This is a genomic window from Streptomyces subrutilus (assembly GCF_001746425.1).
Classification (GTDB): domain Bacteria; phylum Actinomycetota; class Actinomycetes; order Streptomycetales; family Streptomycetaceae; genus Streptomyces; species Streptomyces subrutilus_A.
The window spans coordinates 777,386-790,976 of record NZ_MEHK01000001.1 but is presented as its reverse complement, the minus strand read 5'-3'; the positions used below and the strand labels follow the sequence as shown (position 1 = coordinate 790,976).

The 13,591-nt window shown below is 72.0% G+C and carries 19 protein-coding genes; 8 read left to right on the top strand and 11 right to left on the bottom strand.

Annotated elements, in window-relative coordinates; all coding sequences use genetic code 11:
• The first annotated feature begins 51 nt into the window (after positions 1–51).
• Positions 52–735, top strand: coding sequence for a DUF4232 domain-containing protein (locus BGK67_RS04580; RefSeq protein WP_069918687.1), 684 nt, complete (start codon positions 52–54; stop codon positions 733–735).
• A gap of 55 nt (positions 736–790) precedes the next feature.
• On the opposite strand, the gene BGK67_RS04575 is transcribed toward BGK67_RS04580, so the two are convergent.
• The gene (locus BGK67_RS04575; RefSeq protein WP_069918686.1) at positions 791–1,501 is read right to left on the bottom strand and encodes a dioxygenase family protein; all 711 of its coding nucleotides are present in this window, start codon (positions 1,499–1,501) and stop codon (positions 791–793) included.
• 268 nt (positions 1,502–1,769) lie between these two features.
• On the opposite strand from BGK67_RS04575, the gene BGK67_RS04570 reads away from it, so the two are divergent.
• The gene (locus BGK67_RS04570; protein ID WP_069918685.1) at positions 1,770–2,348 is read left to right on the top strand and encodes a type 1 glutamine amidotransferase domain-containing protein; all 579 of its coding nucleotides are present in this window, start codon (positions 1,770–1,772) and stop codon (positions 2,346–2,348) included.
• An 89-nt stretch (positions 2,349–2,437) separates the two neighbouring features.
• On the opposite strand, the gene BGK67_RS04565 is transcribed toward BGK67_RS04570, so the two are convergent.
• Entirely contained in the window at positions 2,438–2,605 is a 168-nt protein-coding gene (locus BGK67_RS04565; RefSeq protein ID WP_432215508.1) for a CsbD family protein, read from the bottom strand.
• A gap of 188 nt (positions 2,606–2,793) precedes the next feature.
• On the opposite strand from BGK67_RS04565, the gene BGK67_RS38705 reads away from it, so the two are divergent.
• From BGK67_RS38705 to BGK67_RS04555, 3 genes are all read left to right on the top strand, one after another.
• Entirely contained in the window at positions 2,794–2,949 is a 156-nt protein-coding gene (locus BGK67_RS38705; RefSeq protein ID WP_167739544.1) for a DUF6131 family protein, read from the top strand.
• A 230-nt stretch (positions 2,950–3,179) separates the two neighbouring features.
• Positions 3,180–3,602: a CBS domain-containing protein gene (locus BGK67_RS04560; RefSeq protein WP_069918683.1), complete on the top strand. Its 423-nt coding sequence runs from the start codon at positions 3,180–3,182 to the stop codon at positions 3,600–3,602.
• Between the two features lie 71 nt (positions 3,603–3,673).
• Entirely contained in the window at positions 3,674–3,955 is a 282-nt protein-coding gene (locus BGK67_RS04555) for a DUF6213 family protein (protein ID WP_069918682.1), read from the top strand.
• 405 nt (positions 3,956–4,360) lie between these two features.
• Here BGK67_RS04555 and BGK67_RS04550 read toward each other — a convergent pair whose 3' ends face one another.
• The 7 genes from BGK67_RS04550 to katG all read right to left on the bottom strand — a co-directional run bounded on the left by BGK67_RS04550 (position 4,361) and on the right by katG (position 10,428).
• Positions 4,361–4,933, bottom strand: coding sequence for a hypothetical protein (locus BGK67_RS04550; protein ID WP_069918681.1), 573 nt, complete (start codon positions 4,931–4,933; stop codon positions 4,361–4,363).
• Between the two features lie 6 nt (positions 4,934–4,939).
• A complete protein-coding gene (locus BGK67_RS04545) occupies positions 4,940–5,476 on the bottom strand; it encodes a hypothetical protein (RefSeq protein WP_069918680.1) in 537 nt (178 codons plus the stop codon).
• A 70-nt stretch (positions 5,477–5,546) separates the two neighbouring features.
• Positions 5,547–6,278 (bottom strand): metallophosphoesterase family protein, encoded by a 732-nt coding sequence (locus tag BGK67_RS04540; protein WP_069918679.1) that lies wholly within the window; start codon positions 6,276–6,278, stop codon positions 5,547–5,549.
• Positions 6,275–6,529: a hypothetical protein gene (locus BGK67_RS04535; RefSeq protein WP_069918678.1), complete on the bottom strand. Its 255-nt coding sequence runs from the start codon at positions 6,527–6,529 to the stop codon at positions 6,275–6,277. Before BGK67_RS04535 ends, BGK67_RS04540 begins: the two co-directional genes overlap by 4 nt.
• Positions 6,526–7,113 (bottom strand): nucleotidyltransferase family protein, encoded by a 588-nt coding sequence (locus BGK67_RS04530; protein ID WP_244291145.1) that lies wholly within the window; start codon positions 7,111–7,113, stop codon positions 6,526–6,528. The genes BGK67_RS04535 and BGK67_RS04530 overlap by 4 nt, the downstream gene beginning before the upstream one ends.
• Positions 7,114–7,582: 469 nt before the next feature.
• On the bottom strand, positions 7,583–8,077 hold the full coding sequence (locus BGK67_RS04525) for a hemerythrin domain-containing protein (protein ID WP_069918676.1): 495 nt from the start codon (positions 8,075–8,077) through the stop codon (positions 7,583–7,585).
• Positions 8,078–8,238: 161 nt separating this feature from the next.
• The gene (gene katG, locus BGK67_RS04520; RefSeq protein ID WP_069918675.1) at positions 8,239–10,428 is read right to left on the bottom strand and encodes a catalase/peroxidase HPI; all 2,190 of its coding nucleotides are present in this window, start codon (positions 10,426–10,428) and stop codon (positions 8,239–8,241) included.
• Between the two features lie 43 nt (positions 10,429–10,471).
• On the opposite strand from katG, the gene BGK67_RS38245 reads away from it, so the two are divergent.
• From BGK67_RS38245 to BGK67_RS04510, 3 genes are all read left to right on the top strand, one after another.
• Positions 10,472–10,744 (top strand): hypothetical protein, encoded by a 273-nt coding sequence (locus tag BGK67_RS38245; protein WP_141754002.1) that lies wholly within the window; start codon positions 10,472–10,474, stop codon positions 10,742–10,744.
• Positions 10,741–11,169, top strand: coding sequence for a Fur family transcriptional regulator (locus BGK67_RS04515; RefSeq protein WP_079154010.1), 429 nt, complete (start codon positions 10,741–10,743; stop codon positions 11,167–11,169). The genes BGK67_RS38245 and BGK67_RS04515 overlap by 4 nt, the downstream gene beginning before the upstream one ends.
• Before the next feature lie 105 nt (positions 11,170–11,274).
• On the top strand, positions 11,275–11,511 hold the full coding sequence (locus BGK67_RS04510) for a hypothetical protein (RefSeq protein WP_069918673.1): 237 nt from the start codon (positions 11,275–11,277) through the stop codon (positions 11,509–11,511).
• Positions 11,512–11,632: 121 nt separating this feature from the next.
• Here BGK67_RS04510 and BGK67_RS04505 read toward each other — a convergent pair whose 3' ends face one another.
• A complete protein-coding gene (locus BGK67_RS04505; RefSeq protein WP_069918672.1) occupies positions 11,633–12,655 on the bottom strand; it encodes a pyridoxal-phosphate dependent enzyme in 1,023 nt (340 codons plus the stop codon).
• A gap of 64 nt (positions 12,656–12,719) precedes the next feature.
• Positions 12,720–13,589, bottom strand: coding sequence for a Rossmann-like domain-containing protein (locus BGK67_RS04500; RefSeq protein WP_069918671.1), 870 nt, complete (start codon positions 13,587–13,589; stop codon positions 12,720–12,722).
• Positions 13,590–13,591: the final 2 nt, after the last annotated feature.

The following is a 13,591-nucleotide window of genomic DNA, read 5'->3' as shown; positions in this document are numbered from 1 at the left end:
GTCCCGCGGCGAGTGCCGGTGCGGGACCGGTCGTGAACCTCGGGAGCGCTCATGCAGTACACGACAGGCGTCGGCCGGTCCGCGGCAGCGCTGGTGACGGCGGTGGCGGCCGCCACCGCCCTGATGACCGGCTGCACACCGGCCGGCGACGACGGCGCGGTCTCCAAGCCGTCGGCGTCGCCCGCCGCTTCGCAACCGGTGAAGCCGACGCCCGCCGCCACGCCCACGCCCACCGGTGGAGCTTCCTCCGGCGGGCGAGGGACCGGCGGGGGCGGCACGGGCGGCGGGACGAAGGCCTGCACGATCGACCAGATCAAGGCCTCCGCAGCCCACCAGGCCGATGTCCGGCCGCCCGGTACGGGAACGGGAGCCGCCATCGTCTCGGTCACCAACTCCTCGAGGCAGGCCTGCACGCTCCGCGGATACCCGACGGTCGCCGGAGCCGGCCACGGCTCGCCCGACAAGAACCTGCCGCTCACCGTCACCCCCAGCGGCTCGGCCGCCACGGTGTCCCTGGTCCCGGGCGCCCGGGCCTGGACCAAACTCACCTTCGCCAACGTCCAGGGCGAGGCCGACGGCTACTGCGCCTCCGGCGCCACGCCCGCCGCCTTCCCCACGCTCGTCCTCGGCGTGCCCGGCGCGGGCGCACACCAGATCGCCATGGACGACGGCGTGTTCGCCCTCTGCGACGACAAGGCGACCGCCACGGCCTTCTCGCCGACCGAACCCTCCTGACGACCGCAGGGGCACCGAAGGGTCACAGCCGCGGGATGCACCGGCCGGTTCGCCGTCAGGCGATGCCCACGGTGTACGCGGCGCGGTAGCCGCTGCCGTCGGGGGCGGGGGCCAGTGTCATGGCGGCGCCGGAGGAGTTGTAGCGGCTGTCCCGGCCGTTGGGGTGCCGGGGCGCGGCGCGGCGGGCGTAGGGCCGACGGGCGTACACCTCCCGCAGGAGGTCTTCGGGGAAGAAGAACTGCGAGGTCGTCTCGGTACGGGTGTCCGGGCGCACCTTGAAGTGGATGTGCGGCGCCAGCCCCGCGTACCAGCCGGGCACGATGGTCCGGAACACGCACCGGCCGGCGGCGTCGGTGACCTGCGTGCCGCGCAGGAAGGTGGCCCCGCCGGTGGAGTACGTGCCCGAGGCGTCGGCCTGCCACACGTCGACGGTGGCGGCCCGGAGCGGCCGGCAGCCCGCCGAAACCCGGACCACCGTCAGGTCCAGCCGGAACGGCACTCCGTCCCGGTCCTCGGTGATGTCCGACCGGACCCGGTCGAGGTCCAGGTAGTACGGGCCCGCGCCCGCTTCGGTGGTCAGGACACAGGACGGGCTGCTGGCGCCGCCCGTCGGCCGGGGCGCGGAGGCGGAGGCCGACGGCTGTCCGGCCGCGCCCCGGGTGCCGGCCGGGCCGGCGCAGGCCGAGGCCAGCAGGGCAGCCCCGGCCGATCCGGCGGCCAGCAGGAGCGCACGTCGGCTGGTGCGGGCCGTGTCGTTCTCGGCCATGCGAACCCCTCACAGGCGGCTGGGCGCCGTCACGCGCCGGACGGCTGAACACTGCGCCCCACCGTGCCGGACGGCACGGTTCCCGGTCGGCACCGACACTCCGCGTTCCCCCGTCGGAGCCTCCGCACGGGCCCGACGGCTTCGGCGGCCCGGCCGAATGCGTGCCCCCGGGCCGGGTAAGCGCACGACATATCCGAAACCTCCCCACCTGGAGTGGAGGGGAAGAACCGGAGCCGCAGCGCGGCCCCGGTGGAAGGAAGTGAGTGTTGTGCGCATCGCGTTCCTGACCGCCCCCGAGGGCGTGGAGGAGATCGAACTGACCGCGCCGTGGAAAGCGGTCGAGCAGAAGGGGTGGATCCCGCAGCTGGTCTCGACGGAGCCCGGACGGGTCCAGGCGTTCCGGCACCTCGACAAGGCGGGCACGTACCCGGTCGATCACGTCCTCGCCGGTGACACCTCGGACGCCTTCGACGCGCTCGTCCTGCCCGGCGGAGTGGCCAACCCCGACGCCCTGCGCATGAACGAGCGGGCCGTCGGATTCGTACGGAGCTTCTTCGAGGCCGGCAAACCGGTCGCGGCGATCTGCCACGCGCCCTGGACCCTCGTGGAGGCGGGCGTCGTCCGGGGCCGGACGCTGACCTCGTGGCCGAGCCTGGCGACCGACATCCGCAACGCGGGCGGCACCTGGGTGGACGAGGAGGTCGTCGTCTGCCACGCGGCTCCCGCGGCGCTGGTCACCAGCCGCAAACCGGATGACCTGGATGCCTTCGGCACCGTCCTCGTGCGGGAGTTCGCCGAGAGCGAGCAGCCTTCCGGCGGCCGCCGGTCATCGGCGGCCGGCTCCTGATACGTCCCCGGCCGTGCGAGGAGGCCGCCTCCGGACCAGGTCCGCAGGCGGCCTCCTCGCACGGGTGCCGAAGCGCGGTAGCGCTCCCGCTACTCGTCCACGGTGTCCTTGATGGTGTCCTTGATCTTTTCCTTGGCCCCGCGGGCGTCTCCCTTGGCCTGCTCCCCGCGGCCCTTCGCGGTGAGACGCTCATTGCCGACGGCCCGGCCCATGGTTTCCTTGGCCTTGCCCGTCGCCTGTTCCTTCTTGGCCCGCATCTTCTCTTCGCCCGACACGATGTCACTCCCATCGGTTGGAATCCGTCCTGCGCAGCGTCTAACCCTTTCCCGGCGTCCCAAACTTTCCTGAATTCCGCTGATAACGGCGCCGTTCGCGGGTAGACGCCCTGTGCGGCCCTGCTGCGGGACAAAGCGTTCCGCAGCCTTCCGCAGGATTGAGGGACACCATGCTCGTCCTTGGAATCATCTTGTTGCTCGTCGGCTGGCTGACCGGCATCGGCATCCTGTGGACCATCGGCATCGTCCTGCTCGTCGTGGGCGCGATCCTGTGGATCCTGGGCTCGGTCGGGCACGCGGTCGGTGGCCGACGTCATTACTGGTGACGGCCTCGACGGGCGCAGCCCCTCTCCCGACGGCGCCGCACGCTTCACCGCGCAGGACCGTGCCGGACCGGCGCCAATCAGCTGACGTACGGACCCCGGCACCCACCCCATGAGAACAGTGCCCAGGCCTCCCCGGCCTGGGCTTTCATGCGTCGCGCCCCGGGCAGGCGTACCGGTCGCCGGGACGGGTAGGCGCCCGGCAGACACCGCTTCCAGCAGCGGGAGGAGCCATGACGCGACGCGTCCACGAGGTGATGACCGAGAAGCCGGTGACCGTGGAGAAACTGACATCGCTGGCAGAAGCCGCACGCGTGATGCGGGACGCCTCCATCGGGGACGTCCTCGTCGTCGACGAGGGCCGGCTGCGCGGCATCGTGACCGACCGGGACCTCGTCATACGCGGCATGGCCGACAACCGGGACCCGGGCGAGACGACGGTGCACGCGATCTGTACCGCGGACCCGGTCACCGTACGGCCCGACGACGGCGTCGACCAGGCCATGGACCTCATGCGCCGGCACGCGCTGCGCCGGCTGCCCGTGCAGACGGAGGACGGGGAGCTCGTCGGAGTCGTCACCCTCGGCGATCTCACGGTGGAACGGGACCCGGGGTCGGCCCTCGCGGCCATCGCCGCCGCCGAACCCGACACGTGAGTACCCCTGCGCACACGGGGCCCTGTGCCATGCGAGGCCCCGCCACCAGGCAAGGTGAAGGAGATGTCGCCGTGAACGCGTCGGTTCCCCTGGTCTCCCTGCCGGGCGGTCGGCTGCTCATCCCCGCCGACGACGCCACGTCCCTGCTGCGGCACCTCGCGGCGGGATGGCTGCACGCGGTCTACGAGGGGGAGGCGGAACTCGATCCGGGCACGACCCTCGCCCTGGCCGGCGTGCTGATGGAGCTCGCCGACCAGATCGACGTGGAGTGCATCGCGTTCATGCCGATCCGGGACGCGGACGAGGACCACGACCACGACCACGACCACGACCACAACCACAACCACGACTGAGCGTCGGCGGACCGTGAGTCAGTCGGGCGGCTCCGGTACGGCCGGCCGCTCACCGGGCGAGGGCTCGGGCGGAGCCGGCGCGGGCCGCGGCTTTCCGGGATCTGGCCTTCCGGGATCGGTGGGCCGGGGATCTCGCGGGACGGGGTGCGGCCGCTCGGGTACGGGCGCGGGCCCGTCGGGTGCAGGTTCCGTGGTCCGCTCCATCAGGCGCCACCTCCATCGTCCGGGACCTTCCGTGATGCCGAAGGCCGTACCCGGCGCCTGCCCGGCGGCGGGTCGCCGAACCGCATCCGTACGGCCGGGCGGCCGGGCGAAGACGTGCGGTGGGGCGGCCGGTCCGCGATCACCGCGGTCCGACCGCCCCACCGCTCACGCAGGCCGGTCACGCCGACCAGCGCCGTCACCTCAGGTCCGCAGCAGCCGGCTGAAGAACGACCGGTACCGCTGCAAGGCGAGGCGCAGGTCCTCGGTGGCCACCTCCTCGCCCTGCTGCCACTGGCCCTCCAGATCCTTCTTGTGGTCGGAGAAGGTCGCGGCGAGGGTCTGCATGACCTCGGAGACCAGACCGTCGGCGTCGCGCACCGCGCCCTGCGGGTCGTCCACGAAGCGGGCCTGGATCTCACCCCAGGTCTTCTGGTACTCCTCGGCCTCCCGCTCGGGGAGCAGCGATTGCTCTTCCCCCGGGGGGACGGACTCCGTCGCGGACGCCGTTCCGGTCGCACCCGCGGTGTCCCCGTAGGCGGTCGCCTCGTCCGCGTCGGTGACGCCGGCGTCGTCCGCGTCGGTCACACCGGCCTCCTCCGCGTCGGTCGTGTCGGCCTCCTGCCGCATCGCGTCGCGGTCGTCGTCCAAGGTGGTGTCGTCGGAGGTCGCCTCACCCGGGTACATCGGCTGCGGCTCGCCGCCGCCTCCGAGCTGGGCCAGCCGCTCGGTGGTCAAGCCCTGCCCCTCGTTCCGCTGTTCTTCTTCCCTCTGCATCTCGGGTCACCTCGTCGTCCCGACCAGTTCGTCGAAGAGCGCGCGGTAGTGCACCATGGCGCCCCGCAGCTCCTCCGTGGTTGCCTGCCCGCTGCTGCTGCGGACGTTGACGGCGTGCGCCGCGCGGTAGTGCTCCAGGGTCTGCCCGTGTTCGACGGACAGCTCGCGCAGCTGCTGCTCGTACCCCTCGGTGGGGTAGCCCCGGTCCCGCATCAGGCGGGTGACCAGCTCGTCCGCCTGCGCCACCGCTCCTTCCGGCCGGTCGACGAAGCGCTGCTGGACAGTGGTCCACGCGTCGGCGTAGCGGCGCCGCTCCTCCGCGGGGAGTTCCCTGATGTCGAGGTCGTCGTGCCGGGCCTGGCGCTCCCGCAGCTCGGCATCGGCAGCGTGCTTGCTGCCCGTGTGTTCCACGGTCCGCTCGTACTCCGGACCGAACCGCTCCTGGAGCCGACGCCGCCGCTGGAACATCCACGCGGCGATGCCGACGAGGACCAGTACGACGACGACCGGGATCAGGACGGCGAGAAGTGTGCTGGTGGACATCGAATCCTCCGCAGGCCGTCTCCGTTGTTCCGGTGTTCGACGCCTCGGCGTCTGCCCCGATCCCGGCCGCTCAAACCGGCGGCACCGCGAGGTGGTAGAGCGCGAAGGCGCGGTCGATGACGGGCATGGCGACATTGCGCACCCGCACCCCGCCCGCCGTCATGCCGTGTTCCGTGCCGGAGTGGGCGTGGCCGTGGACGGCGAGGTCGGCACCCGCCTCGTCCACCGCCTCCGCCAGGAGGTAGCTGCCGAGGAAGGGATAGATCTCCAGCGGCTCGCCCGCCAGCGTGTCCGACACCGGCGAGAAGTGCGTCAGCGCGATCCGCAGCTCGCACCCGTCGGCGCGCAGTTCCCGCAGGGCCCTGTCCAGACCGTCCGCGCAGGCCCGGGTGTAGCGGATGAACGCCTTCATCTCCGGTTCGCCGAACTCGCTCGCGCTGCGCCCGGCGAAGCCTCCGCAGAAGCCCTTGGTCCCGGCGACACCGACCCTCGTACCGCCGACGTCGAGGACCACGCCCTCGCCCTCCAGGACGCGGACGCCTTCCGCGGCCAGCTCCGCCGCGACGAGGTCCTGCTGATCGCTCTGGTAGTCGTGGTTGCCGAGGACGGCCACCACCGGCACCGGCAGCCCGGACACCTCGCGGGCCACCACGCGCGCCTCCTCCGGCGTGCCGTGCCGGGTGAGGTCGCCGGCCAGCAGCAGCAGGTCCGCGCAGTCCCCGAGCGTGTCGAAGGCCGGGCGCAGCATGCCCGCGCTGCCGGGGCCGAGGTGGATGTCCCCCACGGCCGCGACGCGGATCATGACAGCTCCTCGGCGTGGTCGGGAGGCGTCGCACGGTTCACGGTCAGGTCCTCCTGCCAGTCCACGCCCGCCAGTTCCTCCGCCGCGATCCGCAGGACGGCGGCCCGGGTGTCCGCCCCGGACACGTGCCCCCAGATCAACGCCCCCGCCCCGCGCACGTCGATGCGCACCCCGAGCTCGGAGATGTCCTCGCGGGCCAGGCGCTCGCGAAGTCGCTGCACGCGGTACTCGATCTTGCCGACGGAAGTCATGGCGTCGCCTCGCGGGGGTCGATGACGCGAAGGCGTTCCAGGAGGTACAGGAACGCGTCGGGCAGGGCGTCGGCGCGGTGGGTCCGGTCGAGGCGGTCCCAGTCGATCTGCTCCCTCAGCATCCGGGCCATGGGCAGCAGGTCGCCGAAGTCGCAGTAGTGCTCGCACAGCGCGGCCATGCGGCTGTCCATGAGATCCGTGGGGGACAGGACCGGCATCCAGACGGAGTCCACCGCCTTCACCTCCGCCCGGTCGAGGAGCTCGGTGCTGACCGGCTTCCGGGCGAGTTCGAAGATCAGGTCGATGTCCTCGCCGCCGGAGCTGCCCTTGACCAGCCAGTCCTCCGGCGCCCGGCGCATGGATATCCCGCCGGCCTCCAGTGCCTGGATGACCGCGTCGGCGTCCTCGTGCCGGACGCAGAAGTCCGTGTCGTGCTGGAACCGGGCCGGCACGCCGTGCGCGAAGGCGGCCACGCTGCCGGCGAGCGCGAACGGCTGCCCGGACTGCTTGAGCAGGGCCGCCACGTGCTTGGTGACCTCCAGGATCGCCTGGGTGTGGTCCCTCGGCAGCTGGCCCCCGTACATGGCCGGGGGACTGAGGCTTTCCGGGGGAGGCAGACCACCCGGCTGGGAGGGAGGATGACTGATCATGTAGGCCTCGCTCACTCATGGCCGGCACGCCGTGACGTGCTGGAACGTACGGGGCCGCACGGGAACACGTGCGGGACGAGCACGCGCTCGGGACGGACGAAGCACCCTGCCAGGGACCGGCCGGGGCCCGGCCGCCATGGCAGGCGCCTAACCGCTTCCGCCCCCGCCAAACCCCATCGGTCCGGCGGCGGAGCGGACATCCCGAGGGGGCGGTTCTCCTGACCTGGCCACGCTGAAGCGGGTCCTCGCGCCTCCGCCGCACCGCGTCCAAGCGCCACTACCACCTGGTGCACGAGGACATCGACCCCACCGGCACCGCACCCGGGCAGGCAGCCCCGGGTGAGGCGATGCCGGCCGGCCACCCCCCGCTCACCTGAACGCCCGCTCCCGGCGGGCCTCCCGGTCACGCGCCGACGATCCTGCGCACGTTCTCGATGCTGCCGCAGCCGGACGCCAGCTGCTTCTCGCGCTCCCGCAGGAACGCGGCGCCCAGCTCGGCCCGGCGCTCGTTCGGGACGCCCTCCCTGGCACCGTTGAGGATGGTCCGCTCCTCCTCGTCCAGGTGGTGGGTGACCGCCTTGACCAGCTCCTCCAGCCGCTCGTCCCACGCGTCGGAGCCGACGTCGTCCACTTCCAGCAGCGCCAGCAGGGCCTTGTTGCCCTCGGCGTGCTCCTCCTCGCCGTGCTCGACTTCCTCGTTGTCGACGTCCTGGAAGCGTTTGAGCGCCCCGTAGACCTCGATCTCCTCCGCCTCCCCGTGCGCGATGAGCAGCGCCGCGAACTCCTCCCGTGCTCCGGCGCGGTCCGCCTCGATGCTCCGCATGCGGCGGAACAGCTCCTCCATGGTGCGGTGGTCCTTGAGGATCACCTCGACGACGTCCTGGTCCTCGCCTGCCATGCCTCTGCCTCCTCTACCGGGGTAACGACATACGGGCGGCTGCCCCCGCCGGGTCCGTTCATGCGGCGCCGGCGATCACCGCCCGCGACCGCCGGCGGGCCGGGCGTGCCGCCCCCGGGCAGGCCCCGGCCGGCCGGGGAGGGCCGGCCGGGACACCGGGCTCAGGCCAGGTCGAACCGGTCGAGGTTCATGACCTTGTCCCACGCCCGCACGAAATCACGCACGAACTTCTCGCCCGCGTCCTGCGACGCGTACACCTCCGAGACGGCCCGGAGCTGCGAGTTGGAACCGAAGACGAGGTCGACCGCCGTGGCGGTCCACTTGACCTCGCCCGAGGCCCGGTCCCGGCCCTCGAACACGTTCTCGACCGAGGCCGATGCCTTCCACTCCGTACCCATGTCGAGCAGGTGGGTGAAGAAGTCGTTGGTCAGCGCCTCCGGCCGGTCGGTGAAGACACCGTGCGCGGACTGCTTGTAGCCGGTGTTCAGGGCCCGCATGCCGCCGACGAGGACGGTCATCTCGGGCACGGTCAGCGTGAGCATGTTGGCGCGGTCCAGCAGGAGCGTCTCAGGCGACAGCTTCTCGCCCTCCGGCAGGTAGTTGCGGAAGCCGTCGGCCTTGGGCTCGAGCACGGAGAACGACTGCACGTCGGTCTGCTCCTGCGAGGCGTCCGTGCGCCCCGGTGCGAACGGGACCGTGACCGCGTGTCCGGCGCTCTTCGCGGCCTGCTCGACGGCCGCGCACCCGCCGAGGACGATCAGGTCGGCGAGCGAGACCTTCGTCCCGCCGGCCTGCGCCCCGTTGAACTCCTCCCGGATCCCTTCGAGGGCCCGCACCGTCTCGGCCACCTCGGGCGACGCGTTGACCTCCCAGTCCTTCTGCGGCGCGAGCCGCAGCCGGGCCCCGTTGGCCCCGCCCCGCTTGTCGGTGCCGCGGAAGCTGGCGGCCGCCGCCCATGCGGTGGCGGCCAGCTGGGACACGGACCGTCCCGAAGCCAGGATCCGGGCCTTGAGGTCGGCGATCTCCGCGTCCCCGACCAGCGCGTGATCCAGCGGGGGCACGGGGTCCTGCCACAGCTGCGGAGCGGGGATCCACGGCCCGAGGTAGCGCGAGAGGGGACCCATGTCGCGGTGCAGCAGCTTGTACCAGGCCCTGGCGAACGCGTCCGCGAGCTTGGCCGGGTCCTCGTGGAAGCTCTTCGAGATCGGCCCGTAGACCGGATCCACCTTCAGCGCGAGGTCGGTGGTCAGCATCATGGGGGCGTGCCGCTTCGAGGGATCGTGCGCGTCGGGCACCGTCCCCTGGGCCGAGGGGTCCTTGGGGGTCCACTGCTGCGCGCCGGCCGGGCTCCTCGTCAGCTCCCAGTCGTAGCGGAACAGGTTGTCCAGGTACCCGTTGTCCCACTTCGTCGGCTCGGCGGTCCACGCGCCCTCGAGCCCGCTGGTGATCGCGTCGACGCCGCGGCCGCTGCCGTACGAGTTGTGCCAGCCGAGGCCCTGCTGCTCGATCGGGCAGCCCTCGGGTTCCGGGCCGATGTACTGGGGGTCGACGGCTCCGTGGCACTTGCCGAACGTGTGGCCGCCGACGATCAGCGCGACCGTCTCCTCGTCGTTCATCGCCATGCGCGCGAACGTCTCGCGAATGTCCCGGGCCGCGGCGATCGGGTCCGGATTTCCGTTGGGGCCCTCCGGATTGACGTAGATCAGCCCCATCTGCACCGCACCGAAAGGACCGGTGAGTTCCCGATCGCCGGAGTAGCGCTCGTCACCGAGCCAGGTGTCCTCGGAACCCCAGAAGATTTCCTCGGGCTCCCAGATGTCCTCCCGGCCGAAACCGAATCCGAAGGTCTTGAATCCCATCGACTCCATGGCGCAGTTGCCCGCGAAGACCAGAAGGTCGGCCCAGGAGATCTTCTGGCCGTACTTCTGCTTCACCGGCCACAGCAGACGGCGCGCCTTGTCGAGGCTCGCGTTGTCGGGCCAGCTGTTGAGGGGGGCGAAGCGCTGGGCGCCGGAACCGCCTCCGCCGCGGCCGTCCGCGATCCGGTACGTTCCCGCGGCATGCCAGCTCATCCGGATGAACAGCGGCCCGTAGTGGCCGTAATCCGCGGGCCACCAGTCCTGCGAGGCCGTCATCACCGCGAAGACGTCCCGCTTCAGCGCGTCGACGTCGAGGGTCGCGAACTCCTGCGCGTAGCTGAAATCCGCGCCCATCGGATTGGCCTGCTCCGAATGCTGGTGGAGGACCTGCAGGTCCAGCTGGTTCGGCCACCAGTCCCGGTTCGTCCTGGGGCGCGTCGCCGCCGGGGCCGGGGAGGGGATTGCTGGGTTTTCGCTTTCGCTGCCGGACACGTCCGTCCTTCTTCCTGTTTCGGTGTTTCCCTCTGCTGGCTGCATGCTGTTGGCGCTGTCTGCTGAAACTATGTCGGCGTCCGTTATGGTCGCGCACCGCGGACCACACCGCTACGAGAACACGCAGGGCACCCCCGCGTGGAAAACCGACGGCGACCTCGCGAAAGGAGATCGGCTCTTCCGATATCGCGACCTGTTTTCCCCGGGGTCGCGAGTGGAATTGCTCTCCGTTGCCACCCGGCCGGACCCGCCGCCCGAGCGCCTGCCGGTAGAATCCCGTCATCCTGCCGATCCCGAACTGGTGAACCGAACATGAGTGACCTGCTGGAGCGACTGCGAGGGCGTCGCTGGCGCATGACCTCCCAGCGGCGTGTCGTCGCGGAGGTCCTCGACGGAGAACACGTCCACCTCACGGCCGACGAAGTGCACGCCCGCGCGGCGCGGCTGCTGCCCGAGATCTCCCGCGCGACCGTCTACAACACGCTCGGTGAACTGGTCACCCTCGGTGAGGTCCTCGAGGTCTCCACGGACGGCCGGGCCAAGCGCTACGACCCCAACGCGCACCACCCGCACCACCACCTGGTCTGCTCGGGCTGCGGCCTCATCCGCGACGTCCACCCGACCGGTGATCCGCTGGCCGGGCTCCCGGCGGGCGAGCGGTTCGGCTTCGCCGTGTCCGGGGTCGAGGTCACCTACCGGGGCCTGTGCCCCGCCTGCGCCTCCGACGCGCCGCAGGTCTGACCGGGCCCGCTCCGGATGAGCCGGGTACCCCGGCAGGCGCCATACTGATCGGTGTGGGCTGGCCGCCCCCCGGCGCCCAGGTCATGAAGTGGAGGCGAGCTGCGCATGACCGAAAGCGCGAGTCCCTACATCTCGGCGGCGCGGGTCACGGTACTCGGCGTGCAGCCCGGCGACCCGCCGTTCCGCATCGTGGAAATCGACGGCGAGGTCGTCAGCACGGCCCGGTCCATGACCGACGTGCTGCTGACCGCGGCGGCCAACGGCATCACGGTCCACGACCTGGACGACCCGGACGAGGTCCGGTGGGTCGGCGGGGGGAAGTACCGCTGGAGCAGGCACTGAAAACAACCCCCGGATCCGGTGCGCGCCCTTCCGGGCGCCGCACCGGATCCGGGGGTGTCCTCCGATCAGTCCCGGCTGGTGCACCCTGGGCCGAGTTCGGCGGGCCCGCCGGGTCAGCGGGTCACACGAGGGATCCCACGCGGCCGTGCGCCGGGGAGGGCGAGCGGTTCCACCGCATCCGGGACCACGGAAGGGCGAGTTCGGCCTGGTCCGCCACCGGGAGCGGAGCCAGGTCCTCCAGCCGCGCGACCTGGCCGTGGCGGGCGTAGACGGTGTCCACGTAGCGGTGGCCGGTGTCGGGGGCGATGAACAGGACGGTCCGCCCGGGGCTGCGGTCGCGTTCCCAGCGGGCCGCGAGGTACCCCGCCCCCGTGGAGAGCCCGGCGAAGAGGGCGTGCCGGCGCAGCAGGTCGACGCTGCCCGCGCGGGCCGCGTCGAAGGAGATCCAGTGCAGGACGTCGTACAGCTCGTGCGCGACGTTCCCGAACGGGATGGAACTGCCGATCCCGGCGATGATGATCTCGGGGTCGGAGACGTGCTCGGCGCCGAAGGTGACGCTGCCGTACGGCTGCACGCCGACGAGTTCGACGCCGGGGTCGTCCTCGCGGAGGTACCGGGCCAGGGATCCGGTGGAGGCGCCCGTCCCCACGCCGCCGACGATGGTCAGGGCCTCGGATCCGGTGGAGCGCCGGACGCGCTCGGCGATGGAGCGGTAGCCGAGGTAGTGGATGTCGTCGTGGTACTGGCGCATCCAGTGGTACTCGGGGTGCTCGGCCAGGATCTCCCGGATGCGCTCGACCCGGCGGCTCTGGTCGAGCTTGAGGTCGCTGCACGGTTCCATCTGCTCCAGCGTCGCCCCGAGTCCGGCGAGCTGGGCGCGCAGGGTGCGGTCGACGGTGGTGGAACCGACGATGTGGCACCGCATGCCGTAGCGGTGGCAGGCCAGGGCGAGGGCGTGGGCGTAGATGCCGCTGGAGCTGTCCAGCAGGGTGTCGCCGCGCCGGACGGTGCCGGTGTCGAGCAGGTGGCGGACCGCGGCGAGCGCGGAGACCACCTTCATGGTCTCGAAGCGCAGGCAGACGAGACGGTCGTCGAGGCGTATCAGGTCGGGGCGGCCGACCGACTCCGCGATGTGCTGGTCCATGCGGGAACTCCTTGTCGTGAGGACGTGGGGCAAGCGCCGCGGGCGCCGGCGCGCGGGGTCGCCGTCAGGCGCCGGCCGGGGCGCGGTAGCGGTACAGCCGAGTGGGGTCGGCGCTGAACTGGGAGAAGGGGAACGGCTCCGCCGAGACCGCGCTCACCCCGGCCCCGAGGAAGGCGCGGGCCACGGCGCTGCCGCTCTGCGCGTACACCACCAGCGGGATCCCCCGGGACCGGCAGCGGTCCAGGATCGTGTCGAACGAGCCGTTGCTCAGGGTCATTCCGGTCGCCACGACGGCCTGCGCCCCGTCGAGGACCTGGTGCATGTCGTCGGTGACCGGGTCTCCCCACTGGGTGGTCTTCAGGTTGAAGTCGCAGGGCAGCGGTACGCCGCCGCGCTCGCGGATCGCGGCGACCAGCGGGTTGACCACGCCGATGAGGCCGACCCCGGCACCCGCCGGGATGTCCAGCAGTCCCGCGATCGCCGCGTCACGGGCCTTCGCGCGGACCTCCGGTGTCCCGGCCGGAAGGACGACCGCCTCGGCTTCCCCGGCGTCCACGGCGCCCGTGTGCGGGCGGACTTCGGCGAGGTAGGCGTCGAGAGCCGCCATGCGCAGGGGGCGGGGTGCCTCGCGCAGCAGGACGTCGAGGGGGCTGCCCGAGGCATCGCGGCAGACGGCCGGGTCGATCTCGCCGGCTTCGAAGGCGCATCCTCCGAACGAGCCGCCGAGGCGCACCAGGACGTACTGGTTGAGGTAGGTGGTGTCGCCGCCGGCCAGGCGGGTGCCGTGGTGGATCCAGAACACGCTCGTCGCGACGAGTGCGGAGGGCAGCGGGCCGTGCTCGCCGGCGAGCACGGCCGCCGTCAGCTCGTCCACGGTCCGCGGGGACGCGGCGGGCGCGGCGGGCGCGGTGTACGTGGTGGAAATGCGGATCATGG